The sequence below is a fragment of the Paraburkholderia bannensis NBRC 103871 genome (genome assembly GCF_000685015.1).
GTDB classification, from domain to species: Bacteria; Pseudomonadota; Gammaproteobacteria; order Burkholderiales; family Burkholderiaceae; genus Paraburkholderia; species Paraburkholderia bannensis.
The window spans coordinates 20,468-42,354 of the sequence record NZ_BAYA01000037.1 but is presented as its reverse complement, the minus strand read 5'-3'; the positions used below and the strand labels follow the sequence as shown (position 1 = coordinate 42,354).

The 21,887-nt window shown below is 64.9% G+C and carries 20 protein-coding genes; 6 read left to right on the top strand and 14 right to left on the bottom strand.

Translation table 11 applies throughout. The annotated features are described in order from the left end of the window. The first annotated feature begins 155 nt into the window (after positions 1–155). The gene (locus BBA01S_RS34190; RefSeq protein WP_027820357.1) at positions 156–503 is read left to right on the top strand and encodes a carboxymuconolactone decarboxylase family protein; all 348 of its coding nucleotides are present in this window, start codon (positions 156–158) and stop codon (positions 501–503) included. A gap of 126 nt (positions 504–629) precedes the next feature. On the opposite strand, the gene BBA01S_RS34185 is transcribed toward BBA01S_RS34190, so the two are convergent. Genes BBA01S_RS34185 through BBA01S_RS34175 form a run of 3 tightly spaced genes read right to left on the bottom strand, consistent with a single transcriptional unit; the run spans position 630 to position 4,043 of the window. Further along, positions 630–1,433: a sulfite exporter TauE/SafE family protein gene (locus tag BBA01S_RS34185; RefSeq protein ID WP_027820356.1), complete on the bottom strand. Its 804-nt coding sequence runs from the start codon at positions 1,431–1,433 to the stop codon at positions 630–632. Between the two features lie 33 nt (positions 1,434–1,466). Beyond that, positions 1,467–3,122: a bifunctional protein tyrosine phosphatase family protein/NAD(P)/FAD-dependent oxidoreductase gene (locus tag BBA01S_RS34180; protein ID WP_027820355.1), complete on the bottom strand. Its 1,656-nt coding sequence runs from the start codon at positions 3,120–3,122 to the stop codon at positions 1,467–1,469. 39 nt (positions 3,123–3,161) lie between these two features. Further along, positions 3,162–4,043 (bottom strand): MBL fold metallo-hydrolase, encoded by an 882-nt coding sequence (locus BBA01S_RS34175; RefSeq protein WP_027820354.1) that lies wholly within the window; start codon positions 4,041–4,043, stop codon positions 3,162–3,164. Positions 4,044–4,303: 260 nt separating this feature from the next. Between BBA01S_RS34175 and BBA01S_RS34170 the strand changes: the two genes are divergently transcribed. Beyond that, positions 4,304–5,677 carry a sigma-54 interaction domain-containing protein gene (locus BBA01S_RS34170; protein WP_027820353.1) on the top strand — a complete coding sequence of 458 codons (1,374 nt, stop codon included), beginning with the start codon at positions 4,304–4,306 and terminating at the stop codon, positions 5,675–5,677. A gap of 63 nt (positions 5,678–5,740) precedes the next feature. Beyond that, positions 5,741–6,133 (top strand): TonB C-terminal domain-containing protein, encoded by a 393-nt coding sequence (locus BBA01S_RS48680; RefSeq protein WP_027820352.1) that lies wholly within the window; start codon positions 5,741–5,743, stop codon positions 6,131–6,133. Positions 6,134–6,331: 198 nt separating this feature from the next. On the opposite strand, the gene BBA01S_RS34160 is transcribed toward BBA01S_RS48680, so the two are convergent. The 10 genes from BBA01S_RS34160 to atzF all read right to left on the bottom strand — a co-directional run bounded on the left by BBA01S_RS34160 (position 6,332) and on the right by atzF (position 16,761). Then, on the bottom strand, positions 6,332–7,021 hold the full coding sequence (locus BBA01S_RS34160; protein ID WP_027820351.1) for a GntR family transcriptional regulator: 690 nt from the start codon (positions 7,019–7,021) through the stop codon (positions 6,332–6,334). Positions 7,022–7,133: 112 nt separating this feature from the next. Next, positions 7,134–7,583 carry an oxalurate catabolism protein HpxZ gene (hpxZ, locus tag BBA01S_RS34155; RefSeq protein WP_042298365.1) on the bottom strand — a complete coding sequence of 150 codons (450 nt, stop codon included), beginning with the start codon at positions 7,581–7,583 and terminating at the stop codon, positions 7,134–7,136. Then, positions 7,580–8,248 (bottom strand): cysteine hydrolase family protein, encoded by a 669-nt coding sequence (locus BBA01S_RS34150; RefSeq protein WP_027820349.1) that lies wholly within the window; start codon positions 8,246–8,248, stop codon positions 7,580–7,582. The genes hpxZ and BBA01S_RS34150 overlap by 4 nt, the downstream gene beginning before the upstream one ends. 6 nt (positions 8,249–8,254) lie before the next feature. Beyond that, positions 8,255–9,253, bottom strand: coding sequence for a formamidase (locus tag BBA01S_RS34145; RefSeq protein ID WP_027820348.1), 999 nt, complete (start codon positions 9,251–9,253; stop codon positions 8,255–8,257). A gap of 3 nt (positions 9,254–9,256) precedes the next feature. After that, positions 9,257–10,900, bottom strand: coding sequence for an ABC transporter ATP-binding protein (locus tag BBA01S_RS34140; RefSeq protein WP_042298364.1), 1,644 nt, complete (start codon positions 10,898–10,900; stop codon positions 9,257–9,259). Positions 10,901–10,902: 2 nt separating this feature from the next. After that, the gene (gene biuH / locus BBA01S_RS34135) at positions 10,903–11,595 is read right to left on the bottom strand and encodes a biuret amidohydrolase (protein ID WP_027820346.1); all 693 of its coding nucleotides are present in this window, start codon (positions 11,593–11,595) and stop codon (positions 10,903–10,905) included. A 45-nt stretch (positions 11,596–11,640) separates the two neighbouring features. Next, the gene (locus BBA01S_RS34130; protein ID WP_027820345.1) at positions 11,641–12,567 is read right to left on the bottom strand and encodes an ABC transporter permease; all 927 of its coding nucleotides are present in this window, start codon (positions 12,565–12,567) and stop codon (positions 11,641–11,643) included. Further along, positions 12,560–13,693, bottom strand: a complete 1,134-nt coding sequence (locus tag BBA01S_RS34125) for an ABC transporter permease (protein ID WP_027820344.1) — start codon at positions 13,691–13,693, stop codon at positions 12,560–12,562. The genes BBA01S_RS34130 and BBA01S_RS34125 overlap by 8 nt, the downstream gene beginning before the upstream one ends. Before the next feature lie 49 nt (positions 13,694–13,742). After that, on the bottom strand, positions 13,743–14,840 hold the full coding sequence (locus BBA01S_RS34120; RefSeq protein WP_027820343.1) for a BMP family ABC transporter substrate-binding protein: 1,098 nt from the start codon (positions 14,838–14,840) through the stop codon (positions 13,743–13,745). Between the two features lie 55 nt (positions 14,841–14,895). Further along, a complete protein-coding gene (gene atzF / locus BBA01S_RS34115; RefSeq protein WP_027820342.1) occupies positions 14,896–16,761 on the bottom strand; it encodes an allophanate hydrolase in 1,866 nt (621 codons plus the stop codon). A 400-nt stretch (positions 16,762–17,161) separates the two neighbouring features. Between atzF and BBA01S_RS34110 the strand changes: the two genes are divergently transcribed. From BBA01S_RS34110 to BBA01S_RS44050, 3 genes are read left to right on the top strand one after another with little or no spacing between them, the layout of a single operon-like run. After that, positions 17,162–17,986 carry a cysteine hydrolase gene (locus tag BBA01S_RS34110; RefSeq protein ID WP_027820341.1) on the top strand — a complete coding sequence of 275 codons (825 nt, stop codon included), beginning with the start codon at positions 17,162–17,164 and terminating at the stop codon, positions 17,984–17,986. Beyond that, positions 17,983–19,158, top strand: coding sequence for an amidase (locus BBA01S_RS34105; RefSeq protein WP_027820340.1), 1,176 nt, complete (start codon positions 17,983–17,985; stop codon positions 19,156–19,158). Before BBA01S_RS34110 ends, BBA01S_RS34105 begins: the two co-directional genes overlap by 4 nt. Positions 19,159–19,205: 47 nt before the next feature. Further along, positions 19,206–20,801 (top strand): gamma-glutamyltransferase family protein, encoded by a 1,596-nt coding sequence (locus BBA01S_RS44050; protein ID WP_084162715.1) that lies wholly within the window; start codon positions 19,206–19,208, stop codon positions 20,799–20,801. A 7-nt stretch (positions 20,802–20,808) separates the two neighbouring features. On the opposite strand, the gene BBA01S_RS44045 is transcribed toward BBA01S_RS44050, so the two are convergent. Next, a complete protein-coding gene (locus BBA01S_RS44045) occupies positions 20,809–21,432 on the bottom strand; it encodes a TetR/AcrR family transcriptional regulator (RefSeq protein ID WP_245641673.1) in 624 nt (207 codons plus the stop codon). Between the last annotated feature and the right edge of the window lie 455 nt (positions 21,433–21,887).

The window sequence follows — 21,887 nt, the reverse complement described above, 5'->3', positions numbered from 1 at the left end:
CTGCTTGAGCGCATACGGCGCTTGATCAGATGAATGGGTCGGACCCGGTGCCCGAATCGCGTGGTCCAATGGCCAGATCGATTGCCGCACACCTGATTTGATTTATTTTGGACCCCAAATTTTCTGTTAGATCTCTGATAGCCGGAGGAACAGCGATGAGTGGATTACCTGTATTTAAAGACGTCGTACGCGCGGTCTCCAACCAGATGCGAGCCCTGCGTCAAACGCAGCCAGACCTGATGACGGCATTCAGCCAACTGGCGGCTGCGGGCACAAAGGACAGCGCTCTGGACAAAAAGACACGGGAGCTGGTTGCGCTGGGTATCGCCGTGTATTCCCGGTGTGACGACTGTATTGGCTTCCATGTCCAGACGCTGGTGAAGCTTGGCATGACGAGACAGGAACTCGAAGACGTCTTGGCTACCGCAGTCTACATGGGTGGTGGCCCGTCGATGATGTACGCCACCCATGCGCTAGCAGCGTTCGAGGAGTTTTCCGCCTGACAGGCGCAATCGCGTGTTCAACCATGCCGGGCAATTGTTTCCAGACGCGCCGGCATGTCGTGTCGGGAGCCATCGTGCCACCCTCGTCCCCGCATGAAGCGCATGGTGCTCGCTGCGCCCGCCGGTTCATGCGAGGACGGCCTTGGCGAGCATGCCGAGGGCCACGCATACGAGGATGACCGCGAACCCGGACTGGACGTGATGAGCGGCCAGGCGATGCGAAACGAGGCGCCCACCTAGCATCCCTGCGGCGGTAGCGGTGCTGAACCACAAGACGACGTCGAACGGAAATGCGGTACCGTGCATCGCCGTCGCCAGCACACCGCCGCCGCCAACCAGTGCAATCACCATTAGCGACGTTGCTACGATGCCGTGCATGGATACGTCAGTCAGCTTGCGCATTAGCGGCACGATAATGAATCCGCCGCCCACGCCGAGCAGCCCCGTCATCAGGCCGGTAAGCGACCCGATTGCCGCCAGTGCCAGTGCTGTAGGCCAGGACCAGTCAAACCGGCCCGTCGACGGGTTGATATGGGCGACGCAAAGCGGCGATGCTTGTTGTGCCGGTGCCTTGCGACTGAGCGTCTGCCGAAGTAGCCGGAAGGCAACGAAAAGCATGACACAGGCGAACAAGCCAAGCAGCAGCCTCTGGGGCAGGGCACGTGCGAGGCGCGCCCCCACTGCCGTGGCAGGGACTCCAAGTGCGGCCATCAGGAACGCGGCGCGATAACGGACCAGGCGTTTGCGGAACGCCTCGAGTGCGCCCACTGCCGCGCTGCCCGCGACGGCGACAAGCGCGACGGGCGTCGCCTGCTGCATGGGCCATCCCATGCCGAATACGAGCGCGGGTACGGCGAGAATGCCGCCACCGGCACCTGTGAGTCCGAGAATGGCGCCGACCAGGGCGCCGAGAAAAAGCGAGACCAGCATCGATCACCTCGAGGGACGGCAAGCGGACGATTATCAGTCGGCCACCTGGGGTTGCACGAACCACTCCCGTCCCTTGAGCATGCCTCGCCAGTAAAGCGGCGGCAGGATGCGCTCCTTGAGCAGCCAGGCGAGACCGGATGGCTTCTTCCCGTCGATGATCCATGCGGGGAAGGTCGGCGCGACCTTGCCGCCATAGAGAAACTCGGCGAGCACGATCTTCCCGCGCTCGACCGTGAGCGGGCAGGAACCGTAACCGTCATAGGTCGCCGCTCCGCGCGTGACGCCCAGCGCGGCAAGCACGTTGTGCGCGACGACCGGCGCCTGCTTGCGAGCGGCTGCCGCGGTCTTGGCGTTGGGCGTATTGGTCACGTCGCCTAGCCCGAAGATGTTCTCGTAGACCTTGTGCCGCAAGGTGCCCTGATCGACGTCGACCCAGCCGCCGGCATCGGCAAGCGGGCTGACACGGATGAAATCGGGCGCCTTCTGGGGCGGCACGACGTGGAGCAGGTCGAAACCGGTCTCGAATGTTTCGCTGCCGCCGCCAGGGAGTGCCCGCGTGAAGGTCGCTTGTTGTGCCTCACCGTCCACGGCCGTCAGGTTGAAGCCGAAGTTCAGATCGATGCCGTACGACTCGACGTACTTCATGAGTGCTGGCACATAGTCGGCTACACCGAAGAGCGCTGCGCCGGCGTTGTAAAACTCGACGTTGATCTGGTTGAGCGTGCCGGTGCGGCGCCAGTGATCGCACGAAAGATACATGGCCTTTTGCGGCGCACCCGCGCATTTGATCGGCATGGGCGGTTGAGTGAATAGCGCGCGACCGCCCTTGAGCTGCTGCACCCGTTGCCACGTGTAGGGCGCAAGGTCGTAACGATAGTTGGAGGTCACGCCGTTGCGCCCAAGCGTCTGCGGCAGTCCTTCAATGGCATTCCAGTCCAGCTTCAGGCCTGGGCAGACCACGAGTTGCCGGTATGTCACGACGCGGCAGCCTTCGAGGATCACGGCATTCGCTGTGGGCTCGAACGCGGCCACGGCCGCCTTGATCCAGCATACGTTGTGCGGGAGCACGCCACCCATGGGACGAGCGGTCGTTTCCGGACGGAATACGCCCGCACCCACCATCGTCCAGCCGGGCTGGTAGTAGTGCACGTCGGCGGGGTCGATGATGGCGATGTCAAGGTCGGGCGCCCGGGCAAGCAGGCTCGACGCGGTGGCGACGCCCGCCGCTCCCGCGCCGATGATCACGACATCGTGCTGGTCCTCGGTGGCGATGCGCGGCGAGCCGATGCGGCGCGCGAGCCCGCTCAAGTCGACCCCGGCGCGCTTGCCTGCGGCAAGAATCTCGACGAGCGACATGGTTGATGCGCTGGCCAGCGCCCACAGGGTCGCCGAGCGCATGCCGGTGCGGCAGTACGCGAGCAGCGGCCGCGCAAGGGTGGCCAGATAATCGCGAAATCGTTCGGCATCCTGATCGCTTACTTTGCCAGATTCCACAGGAAGGTAGTGTGCTTCCATGCCAAGCTGCCGTGCTGCCTGCTCGATTTCGGTGAATGTGGGCTGGTCCGCGCCTTCGCCGTCGGAACGGTTGCAGATGATCGCACGAAAGCCCATCTCGCGCAGCGCAGCCAGATCGGCAACGCGGATCTGGGGGGAAACGGCAAAGGTGTCCGTGAGCTTCTTAAGTTCCATGCTTGCCTCTTGTGTTTTCGTCGATGTTCGCCGCGTCGCTCAAAGCGCGTTGATCGGGATCTTGATGTATGAAACGCCGTTGCTCTCCGGCTCTGGCATGTGGCCGGCGCGCATGTTGACCTGCACCGACGGCAGGATGAGAACGGGCATGTCGAGCGTGGCGTCGCGGGCCTTGCGCATGGCGATGAACGACGCCTCGTCGATGCCGTCGTGCACGTGGACGTTGGCTTCGCGCTCTTCGGCCACGGTGCTTTCGAATTTCACGGCGCGGCCGCCTGGCTGATAGTCGTGGCACATGTACAGGCGCGTCTCGGCTGGCAGGCTGAGGACACGGCGGATCGACCGGTAGAGCGCCGACGCGTCGCCACCGGGAAAGTCGCAGCGGGCGGTTCCGTAGTCGGGCATGAATAGCGTGTCGCCGACGAAAGCGGCCTGCCGGGTGCCGTCGCCGACCACGTAGGTCACGCACGCAGGCGTATGGCCCGGCGTGTGCATCACGCGGACCTCGAGGTCGCCCACGGGAAACGCGTCGCCATCGGCAAACAGGCGATCGAACTGCGAGCCGTCGGTACGGAAGTCCGGCCCCGTGTTGAACAGCTTGCCGAATACGCCCTGTACGCGCGTGACCTGGTCGCCGATGGCGACCTTGCCTCCAAGCCTCGCCTTCAGATAAGGCGCCGCGGAAAGGTGATCGGCGTGGACATGGGTTTCAAGCAGCCAGTCCACACGGGCGCCCAGCGATTCGACGCGGCTGGCGAGCCGGTCTGCCGTGACAGTGCCCGTGCGCCCCGATTTCGGGTCGTAGTCAAGCACGGTGTCGATCAGCGCGCAGCGGCGCGTACCGACGTCGAGCAACATGTAGCTCACGGTCCACGTGGCGGGATCGAAGAACCCTTCGACGGTAAATCTGCAGGCAGGCATTGGGGTTATTCCTCGCAAATGACGGACTTACGGTCCTGGCAAGGAATGGCAGAACAATAATCGTGCCAACTCGTTTGCGCGCGGCGCAGTTGAATCTAAATCCATGATTCAGATTGGGTTTTCTGTGCCGTGCGATAAGCGGAGCCTGCGCGTCGGGGCGCGTGCATGCCATCCGCATGACACCTAAGACTGCCAGATGGCAGTCGGTGGCATAATTGGCAGTCTGAAATTCTCGGCTGCAAGCGCAAGGACCGACGATCATGACTTCGCATGACCTGACATCAACTAGTTTGCCGTATATGGCGCCGGATGTCGGCGCGCTAGTGTCGTACCTGGAGTACGATCCGCTGCCCGCGATCGTGCTCGATCCGCAATATCAGATTCTGGCGGCGAATCGGGCGTATCAGCGGCAATTTGGCGTAGAGGGGCAGGCGCACGTCGGCCGCAAGTGCTATCAGGTTTCCCACCATTACGACGTGCCCTGCGATCAGGCAGGAGAGCACTGCCCAATGAAGCGCGCAGCCGAGAGCCGCGGCGCGGACCGCGTGCTGCATATTCATCACACCCCGCGGGGCCCCGAACACGTCGACGTCGAGTTGCGGCCGATTTTTGACGCCCACTCGGAAATCATCGCGTACGTCGAGCGCCTCGCAACGGTTCGGGGCGCATCAGCGAGACCCAGCGCGGAAGGCCTTGTCGGACGAGCGCCGACTTTCAATGCAGCGATCTCCGCCCTGCAGCGCGTTGCACCATCGATATTGCCCGTGCTGCTGCTGGGCGAATCCGGAACGGGCAAGGAACTGTTCGCCCATGCGCTTCACGAAGCGAGCGATCGGGCGCAACGGCCATTCGTTGTCGTCGACTGCTCCGGCATTACCGAAACGCTTTTCGAAAGCGAGTTGTTCGGGTTCGAGAAGGGGGCGTTCACGGGTGCGACCAGCCGAAAGCCGGGGCTGGTTGAAACCGCGCAAGGCGGCACGCTGTTTCTCGACGAGATTGGCGATGTTCCTCTGTCGATCCAGGTCAAGCTGTTGCGGCTCATCGAAACCGGCACCTTCAGGCGTGTCGGCAGCACCGAGACCCAGCGCGCCGATTTCCGGCTCGTTGCCGCCACGCACAAGCCGCTCGAGCAGATGATTTCGGCGGGGCTGTTTCGCTCCGACCTTTACTTCCGGATCAGTGCGTTTCCGATTCGACTGCCCGCAGTGCGCGAGCGTGTGGAGGATATCCCGCTCCTGGCGGACTCCATTCTTGCGCGCATTGCCACTGCGGGACACGGCTTGCCACGCAAACCCCTGATTTCGCCTGACGCGCTTGCACTGCTGCGTGCGTATTCCTGGCCGGGCAACATCCGCGAACTACGCAACGTGCTCGAGCGTGCAAGCCTCCTGGCCGACGACGGTGTAATACGGCCCGACCAATTGCCGGAGTCACTCGCGCGAGAAGTCATGTCACCGGTCGAAACATTGCCCGCGACGGGTTTCGCTCTGCCTCGCAAGGTGTCGGACGCAGAACTCGCGCGCGCCGCTGCGGAATCGGGCGGCAAGCGCAGTGAACTCGCTACGCGGCTCGGGATGAGCGAGCGCACGCTGTACCGTCGGCTCAAGGCGCTCGCGAACGCTGGTAAAACCTGACGCCTGGGTTGTCCATCGGGTAGCAACGGTGTTTGCCACGTTACGCACGGCGCCTGTTGCGTGATGCACGACATCATATGCTGCCGTGTGCTTGACATCGCTTCGCTCAGAATGGAGCGGGAGCGCGTAGCACGTCCCGCCGCGCTGAAGGAAATCGCCAGCAGGTCTTGGCTGGATAGCGGGGCCGCCGCGTCGGCAGGATATGTCGAGAAGGTGGCGCGTCGGGTGCGCGCCAACGTCTTCGCGCCGTTCGATATTAAGGGCAATCCGTCTGCGGTAATCGTAGTCACGTGCCCCCAGCGGGGCGCTGCTCAGTGTCACGCTCAAGCGTCCGAGCGGAACCCGCAATGCGATCGTGCTGTGGTGGTCGCCGTTGGGAATTCGGATCCGATGCCGGTGGATGTCAACGGCAGCGCCCCGACGAGCTTCGTCATGACGTTTCGACCGAATGGATGAGGGCATGCATGCAGATGGTCTGGCACGCGGCGCCAGCGGCATCCGATGAATTCAGACGTTCGAGGAGAGTGCCTGCGGCACTCTCAAAGATCGATGCGTCTCACATTTGACATAATACTAATTATCGTATTTTAAAAGGGGTCGGACACTACAAAAATGCGCAAAAAGCATAGTTGCTCCAAACACGGTTCAATTCACTCATGTCACAAAAGGCAACTTGCTATGCCGCGCCTGCGCGAGCATCGACACGGTGATCTTGCGAACCTCCAACTTGCTCTGCGTAACATGCGCACGCAGCAAAATCCCGGCCTCGGCGACCTTGCCGCGCTCGATCAGCATCAGCATCGTCGCGTGTTCGTCGTAAGTCGCGTCGGTGCGATGTGGCTTCAGAAAATCGAGCCTCCGAACGATCCGGATGCGCTCGGTCACTTCGTTATGGACGCGCAGCATCTCCGCATTGCCGGTCGCTTCGATCAAGCCACGATGAAAGCTCTCGTCGAGCCGAAACATGCGTGCCGGATCGCTCTCGCGCGCTTCGGGCGCGACACACCAAACCGCCTTGAGCGCGTCGATGGCGGGATGCGGCGGCCGTGCGCTGGCTGCGCGTTCAATCGCGGCGAGTTCCAGCACAATGCGCAGATCGTAAAGTTGATCCAGCCGGTCGAAGTCGATATCGCACACTTTCCAGCCGCGCCGGAATCCCACTTCCAGATAGCCTTCGCGCAGCAGCCGGAACAGCGCATCGCGCATCGGCGTGCGTGACACGCCGTAATGCTGCGCGATATCCGTTTCCGAAAACCGGTCGCCCGGAAACAGCCGGAAATCGAAAATGTCGTGCTTGAGCCGCAGATAGACCTGTTCCGCCAGTTGATTCGTGCCATAGACCACTTTCGCGGCGCCTGCGCTTAAGTCGTCTTCGGCCGCGTCCGCGGGTTCTTGCTGCTTCGCTCCGGTTTGTCGTTTTGATTCGATGACCACGCTCTTGCCTGTTCCTTGTCGATCACGCGCGTCGTTCGTAAGCCGCCAGTGTATCCGGCGCGTCGATCAGACTCACGTGCGCAGCGACGATGATCCACCGGCCGAACGCCGCATCGGCCGCACCAAGCCGCGCCCAGGTCTGCATCTGCCGCCCAATGAGCGGCGTGGCGTCGCTGGTGAATTCGGTGCTCACCGTCGCGTAATCGTGGCCGAAGGCGGTCACCACCGTGCGATGTCGCGTGCGCGACTTGGGCACCGGCGCGCACGCTTCGCGCCACGCGCGAATGGCCTCGCCGCCGTGCTGGATTTCGGCGATGCCGTAGCGCACCGTCTCAGGCGCGTCCCAGAACAGCACGTTCATGGCGGCGATGTCGTTGTCGATCAGCGCGCGCTCATAGGCTTCGAACGCGGCCGTCACTTCGGCGACGATAGCCGGATCGTTGATCACAATGTTCTCATTCGTTGGCGTCATGATGTTTCGCTCTCCAGCAATTGCGAGAGGCTCGCGGTCCACCCGACGATGCCGCCCTGCGAGCGGATCATCGCCAGCGTGGCCTCCTTGAACGCGGGAAAGTAGCTAGCGGTGGCGTCTTCGATCAACAGACAGTCGTAGCCGCGGTCATTCGCTTCGCGCATCGACGTCTGCACGCACACCTCCGTCGTCACGCCCGCGAACACCAGGTGCGTGATGCCGCGCTGCGCGAGTGCTTCGCCAAGCCGAGTCGCGTAGAACGCGCCCTTGCCCGGCTTGTCGATGACGAGTTCGCCGCCAACGGGCACGAGCGCGTCGATAATCGCATTGCCCGGTTCGCCGCGCACGAGGATGCGCCCCATCGGGCCTTCATCGCCGATACGCGCGCTCGGCCGCCCGCGCAGCCGCTTGGCGGGCGGACAGTCGGAGAGATCCGCCGCATGCGATTCGCGCGTATGCACGACAAACCAGCCGTGCTCGCGCGCGTGACGCAACAGTCGCGCGACGTCCGGCACGATGGCGTTCAGCAGAGAGACATCGTTTCCGAGCGCCGCGCCAAAGCCGCCCGGCTCGATGAAGTCGCGCTGCATGTCGATCACCACGAGCGCGGTTGTCCGCGCCTCGAAGGCAAACGGTGAAGGCAATGCGCAAGCAAGTATCGGCATGGTCGATCAGCCCTTGTAAGTGCGTGCGGGTGGCGCGAAGCCGCAAGACGTTCCGTCGGTCACGCGCACCGTGCTTTCCCACGGCAGACGATATTCGCCACGCACCATGTCCTGCATGAAGGTGTACGGGCAATCCTGCGCGCCGCCTTTGACGGCCACATAGCCGCGATGGCCGAGCTGATAGATATTGTTCTCGACGCCCCAATGCGCGCGCGCCTCGCGCACCAGATCGGGTCGCATTTCGCAGGTGATGATTTCGTCGGGACGATGGCTGCCGTCCACCATCACGGTGCCGTCGAAATCGCAGAACATACCCTCGCCCATCGAATCGAACGTGCCGTCGCTGCCGCACAGGCAAACGCTCGCGGTCTGCGCGAGATTCTGAAACGCATTCGACTGATTCGTGATGCGCCACGCGTGACGAATCGGCGCCGTGTAGCCGGCGGTGCGCACGATCACTTCCGCGCCCTTGTATGCGGCTTCGCGCGCCATCTCCGGGAACATGCCGTCGTGACAGATGATGAGCCCGAGCTTCACGCCGCGCGGTCCCACGCACACGGGCACGCCGAGATTGCCCGGCTCCCACGGTTCGACCGGCACCCACGGATGGAGCTTGCGGTAATAAAGCTGAATCTCGCCGCGATCGTCGATGATCAGCCCGCTGTTATAGGGGTTCCCGTGCGGATTGCGCTCCATGATCGAGAAGCAGCCCCAGATGCGATGCGCCACGCACGCCGCCTGGAAGGCCGCCACTTCGGGACCGTCGAGCGTGCACATGATCGCGTCGTCGGTGCGCATCGACAGACCGTGCAGCGCGTATTCGGGAAACACCACGAGATCCATCGAGGCGTTGTTGCGCCGCGCCTTGCCGACCAGCTCAACGATGCGCTGCGTTTGCGCCGCGAGTTGCGCGGGCGTTTCGACGTCGGGATTGCGCAGTTGGACGAGGCCGATCACCACACCCGCGGGCGATCGGTTCAATCCGCCGAGTCCACTCGAACTCATTGATCAGGCTCCATGAAAGGCGGCGGCCGGAACCGTCGTTTCGGTTTGACGATCGTCGCGGTGGCCCGCCATGTGGCGGCCGAGCACCACGCGGTCTGCGTTCTCCACGGCAGTTTCGAACACCAGCCGACCTTGCGAGATGACCGCGATGCGGTCGGCCAGCTCCAACAGTTCGTCGAGATCCTCGCTCACCAGCAGCACGGCCGCGCCCGCGTCGCGTGCGGCCAGAATGCGCGCGTGAATATCGGCCACCGACGCGAAGTCGAGCCCAAACACCGGATTCGCAACGATCAGAACGTCGACCGGCTGGCCCAGTTCGCGCGCGAGCACCGCGCGCTGCACATTACCACCCGACAACGTGCCGATCGCGCGTTCCGGCACCGGCGGCCGCACGTTGAATTCGGCAATGCGCTGCTTCGCGCGCTCGCGCATGGCGCGCCGGTTCAAACGCCAGCCACCCGAGCGCAGCGGCGCGCGGTCGAAATCGCGCAGCGCGAGGTTTTCGGCAACACTCAGGTTCGCTACGCAGGCGTTGCGCAACGGCTCTTCCGGCAACGCGTAGACCGAAAGGCGCGTCATCGCTTTGCGCGTCGCGCGGTACGGCTCGCCTTTCACGCTCATCGCGCCAGACTGCGCGCGGCGCTGGCCAACCAGCGCCTCGACCAGTTCCTTCTGGCCGTTGCCCGAGACGCCCGCGAGCCCGAGAATTTCCCCGCCGCGCACGGCCAGCGACGCCTCGCGCACCGCCGCGTGGCCACGGTCGTCGAGCACCGTCAGGCTCGACAGTTCGAGCGCCACCGCCGCATTGGCGGCGAGCGGCTTGCGGGCGGGCCGCGCGGTGTCGATGCCCGCAGTGGCGCGCGCGTCGGCATCGGACGCGGCTTCGGCGCCGCCCATCATCCACGACGCGAGCCGGTCGCGGTCGGTATCGCGCACCGCGCAACTGCCGACCAGGCGCCCTTTGCGCAGCACTGTGACGTCGTCCGCATACGCCATCACTTCGCGGAACTTGTGCGTGATCATCAGCACCGTCAGTTCGTTGCGCGTCGCGAGATCGCGCATCAGGCCAAGCACTTCGTCGGCTTCCTGCGGCGTGAGCACGGATGTCGGTTCGTCGAGAATCAACAGGCGCTGACGCAGATACAGCTGTTTGAGAATTTCGAGCTTCTGCTTCTCCCCCGCCGCGAGACCCGACACCGGCGCGTCGAGCGCGAGCCGGAACGGCATCTCGCGCATAAATGCATCGAGTGATTTTCGTTCGCTATGCCAATCGATTTTCCACGACATTCGGCCACGCGCGAGCACCAGGTTCTCTTCGACCGACAAACCCGCCGCAAGTGTGAAATGCTGATAGACCATGCCGATGCCAAGCGCCTGCGCATCGCGGGGCGAAGCGATCCGCACCTCGCGCCCATCGGCGACAATCTGGCCGCTGTCGAGCACGCCATAACCGACGAGCCCTTTCACGAGCGTGCTCTTACCCGCGCCGTTTTCGCCGAGCAAGGCGTGCACCGTGCCCGCGCGCACCTTGAGCGTGACGCCGTCGAGCGCGCGGAACGTGCCGAAGCGCTTGCTCGCGCCCAGCACTTCGATGCCGAGCGCGCCACTTCTGGGCGGTAGGGGTTTTATGCTGGCGAGCGTCGACATGATCAGCGTCCCAGCGTGGCGAGCAATACGTGCGAATCGGACACGGTGCCGAACACGCCGCCCTGCATCAGCACCATGTTCAGGGCCGCGTCGTGATTGGATTTATCCGTCGCGCCGCAGCAGTCGGCGAGGATCGTGCATTCGAAGCCGCGATCGTTCGCCTCGCGCATTGTCGTGTGCACGCAGACGTCCGTGGTGATGCCGGTCAGCACCAGATTGGCGATCCCGCGCGTGCGCAGCACGAGTTCGAGATCCGTCGCGCAGAACGAGCCCTTGCCCGGCTTGTCGATCACGATCTCGCCCGGCAGCGGCGCGAGTTCGTCGATGATTTCCCAGCCCCGCTGGCCGCGCACGAGAATCTTGCCGCACGGTCCATCGTCGCCGATACCGATGCCGTCCGTCCCCGCCTGGCGGCTGCGCCAGCGCTTGTTCGCTGGCAGATCCGAGAGATCGGGCCGGTGTCCCTCGCGCGTGTGAATGATGGTGAAGCCCTGTGCGCGCATCGCCGCGAGCACGCGTTGGATCGGCTCGATCGGCGCGCGCGTGAGCGAGAGGTCGTAGCCCATCTTGTCGACATAGCCGCCGATGCCGCAGAAGTCGGTCTGCATGTCGATGATGACAAGCGCGGTGTTGTCGGCGCGCAATGCGCCGTCGTAGGGCCACGGATAAGGACGGGCTTCGATGAAACGGGTCATGTCGGTCTCCGGTGAGACGGGATCAATCGATAGCGAAACATGGCGTCAGCGCGTGAGGCTCAGCTCGCCCGGTGCGCCAGCGAGCGTGCGATCCGGGCGGCAATTGACGATCATGATCGCGAGCGTCAGCACGTAGGGCGCGGCATTGAACAGGTAATAGCCGCTCGTCACGCCGATCGCCTGCAACGCGGGACCGAGCGCGCCCGCCGCGCCGAACAGCAGCGCCGCCCACAGACAGCGCAGCGGCTGCCAGCGCGCGAAGATCACGAGCGCAACCGCCATCAGCCCCTGCCCGCTGGAGAGGCCTTCGTTCCAGCTGCCCGGATAGACGAGCGACAGATACGCGCCGCCCACGCCCGCGAAGAAGCCGCCAACCGCCGTGGCCACGATGCGAACGCGCGTGACCGGATAGCCCATTGCCCGCGCGCTCTCGGCGTTTTCGCCGACGAGCCGCAGCGTCATGCCCGAGCGTGTCGAGCGCAAACCCCATTGCAGGGCGAACGCCAGTGCAACGCCGATCAGAAACAGCGGGTTCACGTGCAGCGCGTTGTGCACTTGAGGCGACGCACTCCACGCACCGAAATCGAACGAACGCAGCATCGGCGCCTGCGGCTCGATAAAGGGCTTGCCGAGATAGAACGCGAGACCGGTGCCGAACAGCATCAGCGCGATGCCGAACGCGATGTCCGAGACGCGCGGCAGCGAACACACGAGGCCATGCAGGCCGCCGAGCAGCAGCCCGGCGCAACCGGCGATCAGCACGCCCGCCCACGGCGAGCCGCTCAGATACGCGCCCGCATAGCCGCTCATCGCGCCCGACACCAGGATGCCCTCGAGCCCGAGGTTCACGCGTCCGCCCTTCTCGGTCAGGCATTCGCCGAGACTCACGAACAGATACGGCGTGCTCACTCGCACGGCGCCCGCGATCAGCGAGAACAGCAGCACGGCAACGGGCGAATGCAGATCAGACATGACTTTGCTCCAGCGAAGAGGCGACGTCGGATGGCGCGGCGGCCTGCCACTTCGCGCGCCACACGGCGAGCCACCCGCCGAGAGCCTCCCACGCAAGCAGGTTGGCGAACAGCAGGCCCTGAAGCACGAGCGTGGTGGCGTCGGGCAGATCGAGACGGCGCTGGAGCAGACTGCCGCTTGCCTCGATGCCGCCGATCATCAGCGCACACGCGACGATCGCGAGCGGATTCTGGCGCGCGGCGAACGCCACGAGAATGCCCGCGTAACCGTAGCCCGCGAGCAGCGACGCGTTCGCGCTACCCTGCACTGCCGCGACTTCGAACATCCCCGCAAGTCCCGCCGCCGCGCCGCCGAGCACGCACGCCGTCAGCGCGAGCGAATTCACCGGCAGGCCGACGAGGCGCGCGGCGCGCGCGTTGCCGCCGGTCACGCGCATCGCGAAGCCCTTCGTGCTGTGGCGCACGAACACCCACGCGGCCACGCACGCGAGCGCGCCCCAGAACAGGCCCCAATGCACTTCGAGCCCGGGCAGCGAGCCAATGGAAAACGCATCGGGCAATGCGGGCGTCGACGGTTTGTTCAGGCTCGACGGATCGCGCAGCGGACCTTCGACGAGAAACTTGAACACGGCAATCGCGATATACGACATCAGCAGCGAACTGATCGTCTCGTTGACGCCGCGCCACTGCCGCAAGGCTCCGACCGCGCCAATCCACGCGCCGCCGACGATCATACCGGCCAGCGCCATGACCGGCGTGGCGGCGAACCACGGCGTGCCGGTCGGCAACAGGGGCGGCACGACCGCCGCTGCGAGTCCGCCGAGCGCGAGCGCGCCCTCCCCGCCGATCACGATCAGGCCCACCTGCGCGGGCAGCGCCACGCACAGCGCCGTGAGCATGAGCGGCGCGGCGCGCAGCAAGGTGCTCTGCCACGCGAACGACGAGCCGAACGCACCTTGCGCGATCAGCGTGATCGCGTCGCCCGCCGGTTGCCCCTCGATCAGCAGGAAGACCGAGAACAGCAGCAACGTGCTGACGATGGCCGCGAGCGTCGGCAGCGCGGGCAGCACGCCGATCAGCACGCGGGCGACGCCGGGCGGCGTCACCGGGGAAGCGGGAGCTCGCATGATCTCTCCTTGCGAGGTTGAGGGGCTTTGGACTTCACGGCGTGGTCGTTCAGATCTGACCGACCACGCCCGCGACGAGGTAATTCATGCTCTCGAGCGTGATGTCGGTCTGCGCGTAGTTCGTGCCTCCCGCGATGGCCGTGCCGCCCTTGTTGTCCTTCAGCGGTCCCTTGAAGATCGCAAATTGACCTGCCAACATCTGCGCCTTGACCGCGTCGGCGTTCTTCTTCGCATCGGGCGCGACCTTCGCGCCATACGGCGACATCTTCACGAAGCCTTCCTTGAGACCACCGCGCAGGATGTTGGGCTGCGGCTTGCCCGCCTGCGCATTGGCGACGAGCGTCTGGTATGGCGTCGCCCAATCCCACTCGGCGCCCGTGAGATAGCCCTTGGGCGCCAGCGCGGCCTGGCTCGCGTGATAGCCGCAGCTCATCGCGCCGCGCTTCTCCGCGGTTTCGATCACGACCTTGGGACCGTCGACGTGGCACGTCAGCACGTCACAACCCTGATCGACGAGACTGTTGGTCGCCTCGGCTTCCTTCACGGGCATCGACCAGTCACCCGTAAAAATCACATGCGTCGTGATCGACGGATCGACCGACTGCGCGCCGAGCGTGAACGCGTTGATGTTGCGCAGCACCTGCGGAATCGGCTTGGCGGCGACAAAGCCGAGCTTCTTCGTCTTACTCATGTGGCCCGCGACGACGCCGTTCAGGTATTGGCATTCGTCGATGTAGCCGAAGTAGCTCGCGATATTGGGCGGATTGCCCTGCTTCCACAGGCCGCCGCAATGCGCGAAGCGGACCTTCGGATATTTGGCCGCCATTTTCAGCACGTGCGGATCGAAGTAACCGAATGAGGTCGCGAAGATCAACGTCGCGCCGTCCTGCTCGATCATGGCCTCCATCGACTTCTGCACCGCGACCGTCTCCGGCACGTTCTCTTCCTCGACCACCTTCACGTTCGGCAGTTTCTTGATGACCGCCGTCGCTTGCGCCTGTGCCTGGTTGTAGCCGTAATCGCCCTTCGAGCCGACGTAGATCACGCCGACCGTCAATTTCTCGGCAGCGAATACGCTTTCGAAAGGCAGCAGGCTGCCGAGCGTAAGTGCGCCAGCCTGTTTGATGAAGTCGCGGCGTTGCGTCATGATCTGGATTCCTGAAGGTTGTCGGTCACTGCGTTCTGTGGTCGTTTTGGCTAAATCAAGCGGCGGGAGCGGACGAAGCGTGCGGTTGCGGCGCGCGGTGCGCCAGATACGAGCGCCAGCCGCCGTAAGCGGTAATGTCGGATGCGCCCGCTCCGGCAGCCAGTGCGGAGGGTTCGCAAACGAAACCCTTGACGGTGCGGCCATCGGCGATATCGAGCGAGCCGATCGCGAGCGGCGCAGGCACGGCCGCGACGAACGCGCCGAAGTTGCGCAACGGCACGTCCCACAGTTCGATGGCGATCGCCTCGCCTTGCGCGACGTCGCCCTGACGCACGAGGCCCGGCTTCGGCGGCGTGGTGCCTGCAAGCGCGTAGAGGCGGTAATGCGGCGCCGTCGTGGTCGCTTCGATCCATCGCGCGCCCGCCTCCAGCAATTGCCAGTTCAGCGGTTCGCCGCGCAGATGCGCGCCGACTACGGCGAGCGTGACGGTCAGCTCCTGAATCGGCAGCGGACGCGCAGCGATCACATCGGCATCGCGCGCTGCGGTGGTTGCAGCCGCTTCGCAAAACAGCGCCTGAATGCGCGCACCGAGCACCGCGATTTGCTGGTCCGCGCCAGATGGTCCGATCAGTGTGACGCCAGCCGGCAAGCCGTCTGCACGCGGCACACCCGGCACGGCGAGCGCGCACCAGTCGAGCAGATTGACGAAATTCGTATAGACGCCCAGACGGCTGTTCACCTCTACAGGATTAGCCTGCACCTCGGCGATGGTGGGATGTGTCGGCGTGGTCGGAACGATCAGAATATCGAATCGATCGAATAGCGCATCGGCTTCGCGCTTCAGACTCGCGAGCGCATATTGGCCGTTGAAGGCCGTGGCGGCGTCGAAGCGCTGCGCCTGGCCGATCACCTCCGCCACGGTCGGGTCGATCTCCGCACAATGAGTGTCGAAGAAGTCACCGAGCGCGGCGCGCCGCTCCGCCACCCACGGCCCGTCGTAGAGCAACGCCGCGACCTCCTGCAACGGCGCGAAAGCGAAACTCGCAGGCGTGAGCGCCAGATGGGTGGCGATGCCGTCGAGCGTCGCGGAAAACGCGTGTTCCGCGCTCGCGTCGCCGAAGAACGTGAGCGTGTCGGGCACACCGATGCGCGTCGGCGTATGCGTCAGGCCGCGAGAGACCAGCGGCTTCGAATAGCTGTCGCGCGCATCGAATGCCGCGAGGCGAGCGAGCACCGCCCATGCGTCGCCAACGTCGTGCGCGAACACCGATAGCGTATCGAGCGTGCGACACGCGGGCACGACACCACGCTTGCTCACGAGCCCGAGCGAGGGCTTGAGGCCCACGATGCCGTTGCAGCCCGCGGGCACGCGCCCCGAGCCCGCCGTATCGGTGCCCAGCGAAAACGCGACGATGCCCGCCGCCACGGCGACCGCCGAGCCGGAACTGGAGCCGCCTGAAATGTAGTCGTCGTGATCGACCTGACGCACCGCGCCATACGGCGAACGCGTGCCGACGAGGCCGGTCGCGAACTGATCGAGATTCGTCTTGCCGATCAGAATCGCGCCCGCGTCGAGCAAACGCGCGACCGCAAACGCCGTTTCGTCGGGCCTATACGCGAACGCCGCGCAACCGGCCGTCGTCGGCAAGCCCGCGACATCGACGTTGTCCTTGACCGTGAACGGCACGCCGAACAGCGGCATGCGCTCGAACAGCGCGGAGCCTTCGTCGGCGAGCTGTTGTTCGAGTTGCGCCGCCCGCGTGACGAGATCGGCTGCGTCGACAGTGAGAATCCACGCTTCGGGACGATGCGTGCTCGCGAGGCGGTGCAGCACGGTGTCGATGGTCTCGCGCGGCGAAGTCTCGCCACGGCGATAGGCGTCGAGCAGTGCACGAACTTTGATTGGCTGGAAGCGTGGCATGCGTTCAATCTTGAATACAAGATGGATCACATGATGCATCATCCATGCCAGACGACCATGCGCGCGCTGCAAAAGCCTGCCTGGCGTGCTTGTCGGATGATCGAACACGCGCTGCGCACGCAGAGCGCAGGGGACAATCGCGCGCCATCGTGGATCACACTGAATCATTCGGCGTCGCGTCCCGTGCAGCGATTCACGTTAGCTGTGCACGCATGTCATCGCCGCACCTTCGTGCAGCGCGCCCCACTTCGGGGCATGCCCGCGCAACTTCCTCGCGCCCGCCTCGCACTGACCTCATTCCTTCGGGCGTTTGCACTGCACTTCCGCCTGGCATCGATCTTGCGTATTTCGGTAAGTATCTTATTCATGAATGAACGCTGCCTGCGGAGAGTCCCAGCCAATGTCCGAAGCCCACCTTCTTAACGACGCGCCCGCCACCGCCAACCGTCTCGGCCGCGCCGACGCCTATCACTGGCTCGCGAGCCCGGCGCTCGTCGACATGTCGGCGCGCGGTCCCGAACCGCGTCTCGCGACGCTCGCCTGCGAACCGCAACACGTGCGCCTCGACCTGAGCCGCACGGCCATCGTCGTGATCGACATGCAGAACGACTTCTGCACCGAAGGCGGCTGGGTTTCGCAGATTGGCGGCGACTTCACAGCCGACCGTGCGCCCATCGCGCCGCTGCAAACGCTGCTGCCCGCGCTGCGCTCGCAAGGCGTGCCGGTGATCTGGGTGAACTGGGGCAATCGCCCGGACCTCGCCAACATGCCGCCGAACCAGTTGCATCTCTACAAGCCGACCGGCCAGGGCACCGGCCTTGGCGAACCGCTCACGAGCAACGGTGCGCACGTGCTCGAAAAAGACTCGTGGGCCGCCGCCGTGGTGGACGAACTAAAGCCGCTGCCGCAAGACATCTGCGTGGATAAATTTCGGATCAGCGGCTTCTGGGACACGCCGCTCGACAGCATCCTGCGCAATCTCGGCGTGCGTACGCTGCTTTTCGCGGGCGTGAACACCGATCAATGCGTGCTGCACTCGCTCACCGACGCCAACTTTCTCGGCTACGGCTGCGTGCTCGTCGAGGATTGCTGCGCGACCTCCTCGCCCGCGTTCTGCACCGAAGCGACGATCTGGAACGTGAAGAAATGCTTCGGCTTCGTCACCGATTCGACGCGCCTTGTTCAAGCGGCTAAGGCGCTCGAAGCCCAGGAGCAGCCCGCGTGAGCGCGTTCGTTCCCGGCGACGCTACACGCGTCGCGCCGCTCACGCGCGGCCCGCTCGAGCGCCTGCGCTTCGCGGTGAAGGATCTGATCGACGTGGCAGGCGTGCGCACGGGCGGCGGCAATCCCGACTGGCTCGCCGCGCAAACGCCCGCGCGCGAGCACGCGTCCTGCGTCTGGGCGCTGTTGCGCGCGGGCGCGGCGCTCGAAGGCAAAACGATCACAGACGAACTTGCCTATAGCCTCGAAGGCGCGAATCATCACTACGGCACGCCGCTCAATCCGCGCTGGCCGCATGCGCTGCCGGGCGGTTCGTCGAGCGGATCGGCTTCGGCGGTCGCGGCTGGCACGGTGGACTTCGCGCTCGGCACCGATACGGGCGGCTCGGTGCGCGTGCCCGCTTCGTTCTGCGGTCTTTACGGCATGCGTCCGACCCACGGCGCGATTGCGCTCGATGGCCTGGTGCCGTTCGCGCCGAGCCTCGACACCGTCGGCTGGTTTGCGCGTTCCGCCGATCTTTTGGCAAACGTTGGCGACGTGCTGTTACCCGCCGATAGCGCGTCGTCATCGCTCACTTTGCGACGCGTGGACGAAGCCTTCGCGTGCCGCGCCCGGCACGAAGTCGACGATGCCGCGCGTCTCGAGGCGCTCGCGCGTTCGTTCGGCGCACACGATTCGGTACCCATCTTCGATCGTATTCCGGCCATCGACTGGCTCGCGTGCTATCAAGCCGTGCAGGCAGCCGATATCGACGCGGCGCTCGGGGCATGGATACGCGCCGCGAAGCCGCGCTTCGGTCCGTCTATCGCACCGCGCTTTGCGCACATCGACGAGTACGACCGCGAACGCACGCCACATTGGCGCGCCCTGCGCGGGACGCTCGCCGCGCAACTCGACGCACGGCTGCAAGACAGCATGCTCGTCATGCCGACCACGCCCTGCGCGCTGCTCGCGAAGGACGCGGACGCAGACACGCTCGCGCGCTTCTATGACGACGCGCTCACGCTCAACGCCATCGCCTCGCTGGGCGGCCTGCCGCAAATCACGCTGCCGTTTGCCGACGAACGCGACCGTCCGCTCGCCCTCTCGCTGATCGGCGCGCGCGGCACCGATCGCGCGCTGCTGCGACTCGCGCAAACGCTGTCTCTCAGCCACGGCGAGATCGCGTCAATATAATGGAGTCCAAAATTTCTAATGCTTTAAACGCCCGTTCGCGCGACGGCATGGTGACGAGCCCGCACGCGCTCGCGAGTGCCGCCGGGCGCGAGGTGCTGCGCGCGGGCGGCAATGCCATCGAAGCCGCTATCGCCATCGGCGCGGTGCTGTGCGTCACATATCCACACTTCACGGGATTGGGCGGCGACGCTTTCTGGGTCGTCGCGGATCGAAGCGGCGACGTGCGCACGATTTCGGGCGCGGGCCAGGCCGCGATGCACCTGCCGCATCACGGCGAAGCGATTCCTGTGCGTGGCGGCGCGGCTGCGCTCACGAGCGCGGGCATGCTCGACACGTGGGCGCGCGCGTTCGCACATTCACGCGAAGCGTGGAGCGGCACACTCGCGTGGTCGACGCTGTTCGAGCGCGCAATCGAATACGCACAAGACGGCTTTGCCGTGACGCAATCGCAGCACTTCTGGCAAACGCTGCGTGCCGACCAACTGAACGCGCAGCCCGGTTTCGCCGCGACCTTCGCGCCCAACGACGCATCGGGCGCCCCGCCCGCGCCCGGTTCGCGCTTTGCGCAACCGGCGCTCGCGCGTAGTCTCGAACGCATCGCACGATTTGGCGCGCGCGAATTCTACGAGGGCGATCTCGCCGAGCGCATCGCGGGCGGCCTGCGCGATGCGGGCTCGCCACTCGACGCGCACGATCTCGCCAGCACACGCGCACGCGAGGAAGCGCCCTTGCGCGTGCCGTATCGCGGCGGCGAGCTCGTCGGTTTGCAGCCGCCCACGCAAGGCGTGACGATGCTGGAAATCATGGGCACGCTCGCGCACTTCGATTTTTCCGCTATCGAGGAAGGCAGCGCCGATTACTATCATCTGCTCGTGGAAGCGGTGAAATGCGCGTTCGTCGATCGCGACCGCTACGTGGGCGATCCCGATTTCGCCGAGGTGCCCGTCGACATGCTGCTTGCACCCGAGACGCTGGCGGCACATGCGCGGTCCATCGACATGCGCCGCGCACGTGCATGGCCGCATCGCTTTCGTCATGGCGACACGGTGTTCATCGGCGCGACCGATCGTGAGGGACGCTCGGTGAGCTTGCTGCAAACGGTGTATTTCGATTGGGGCAGCGGCGTGGTCGCAGGCGACACCGGCATTCTCTGGCATAACCGCGGCGCGGCATTCGGAACCGACGCGCGGCATCCCAACACGCTCGCGCCCGGCAAGCGGCCGTTCCACACGCTCACGCCGGGCATGTATCTGCGCGATGGGCGCCCGCATCTATTGTTCGGCACCCAGGGCGCGGACGGTCAGCCGCAAACGCTAGCGGCGATTCTCACGCGCTTGATCGATTACGGCATGGACCCGCTCGCAGCGCTCGCGCAGCCGCGCTTTCTGCTCGGGCGGACATTCTCCGACATGCGCGACGCGCTCAAGCTTGAGGCCGATGCGGGCGCGCAAGTGCTCGCGGAACTCTCGGCACGCGGCCACGAAGTCTCGACAATTGCCGCGCAAAGTCCGCTTGCGGGGCATCCCGGCGTGATCCGCATCGACGCCGATGGCTGGGCGCTCGGCGCGCACGACCCGCGCAGCGACGGTCTGGCGATGGCCGTCGATGCAAGCCCGCATACCCCGCCGCTCGCGGTCGGCTGAAAACCCGTCAGGCGCGTACGAACGCGCGCACCATCTCCTGCGCCTGCCGCTTCTGCTCGTCCTGCCAGCTCGGCGCGAGCAGATCGGCGTTGAAGATGCAGGACAGCGTGTACGCGTTCGACTTGTGGAACGAACACAAGCTCACGAGCGCGACATAGAGATGCAGCGGTTCGAGTCCGGCGCGCAGCGTCTTGTCCTTTTCGCCGCGCTCGATCAGCGTGCGCAACAGCACCAGCACCGGCGAGGCCATTTCGGGAATCGCTTTCGAGCGCTTCATCACGCGCGCGCGATTCAGGTTCTCGAACGAGAGCAGTTTGCCGAGTTCCTGATGGGCCGCGAAATGCCCTTCGATGAACTCGTAAAGCAGCACGATGCCTTCGACGGGCTTGACGCGATCGACGTCCAGTTCGAGCTTGAGTTCTTCGGCGCGCAAACGACCGAGCACGAATTCGAGCACTTCCAGATAGAGCGCTTCCTTGCCGCCGAAGTAGTGATAAATCATCCGGATGTTGACCTTCGCGCGGCTCGCGATGGTTTCCACGCGCGCGCCACTCAAGCCCTTCTCCGCGAATTCCGCGAGCGCGACGCGAAAGATGCGCCCGCGTGTCGCCGCCGCGAGACGCTGCCGCATGGTTTCTCGCACGGGTTCCTGCATGGATTCCTGCGCCGTCGCCGTGGTGGCTTGTGCCGGCTTCTGGGCAGCGGCTTTTTTCGATCTCGAAGGACTGGCGGAGCGAGCGGCGACACGCGTCATGGCAAAAGTAGGTTCGTTCGTGCGGAAGAAAAGTCCATCGGCGCATGCGCCGCTTGCCGCGAATATAGCAGCACGGCGCGCACTGCGCGAACTCGCGGGCCGCTGCATCGAATGGCGCGAATCCGTAGCGCGCGCCGGCGTGGTGCGTGCGCGTGCAATCGCTTTCTCTCACGCCCCGCGCACAGGCATCGAAACCGGCTTTGGTGCATGCATGACACGCGCGCCTACGCTCGCACACTTCACGCGCGCAGCGTCACACCCGGCACAAACCCGCATGAAAACAGGCACTGCGAGGCTTCGACCATCAAGCCGGCATGCGTTCGACATACATG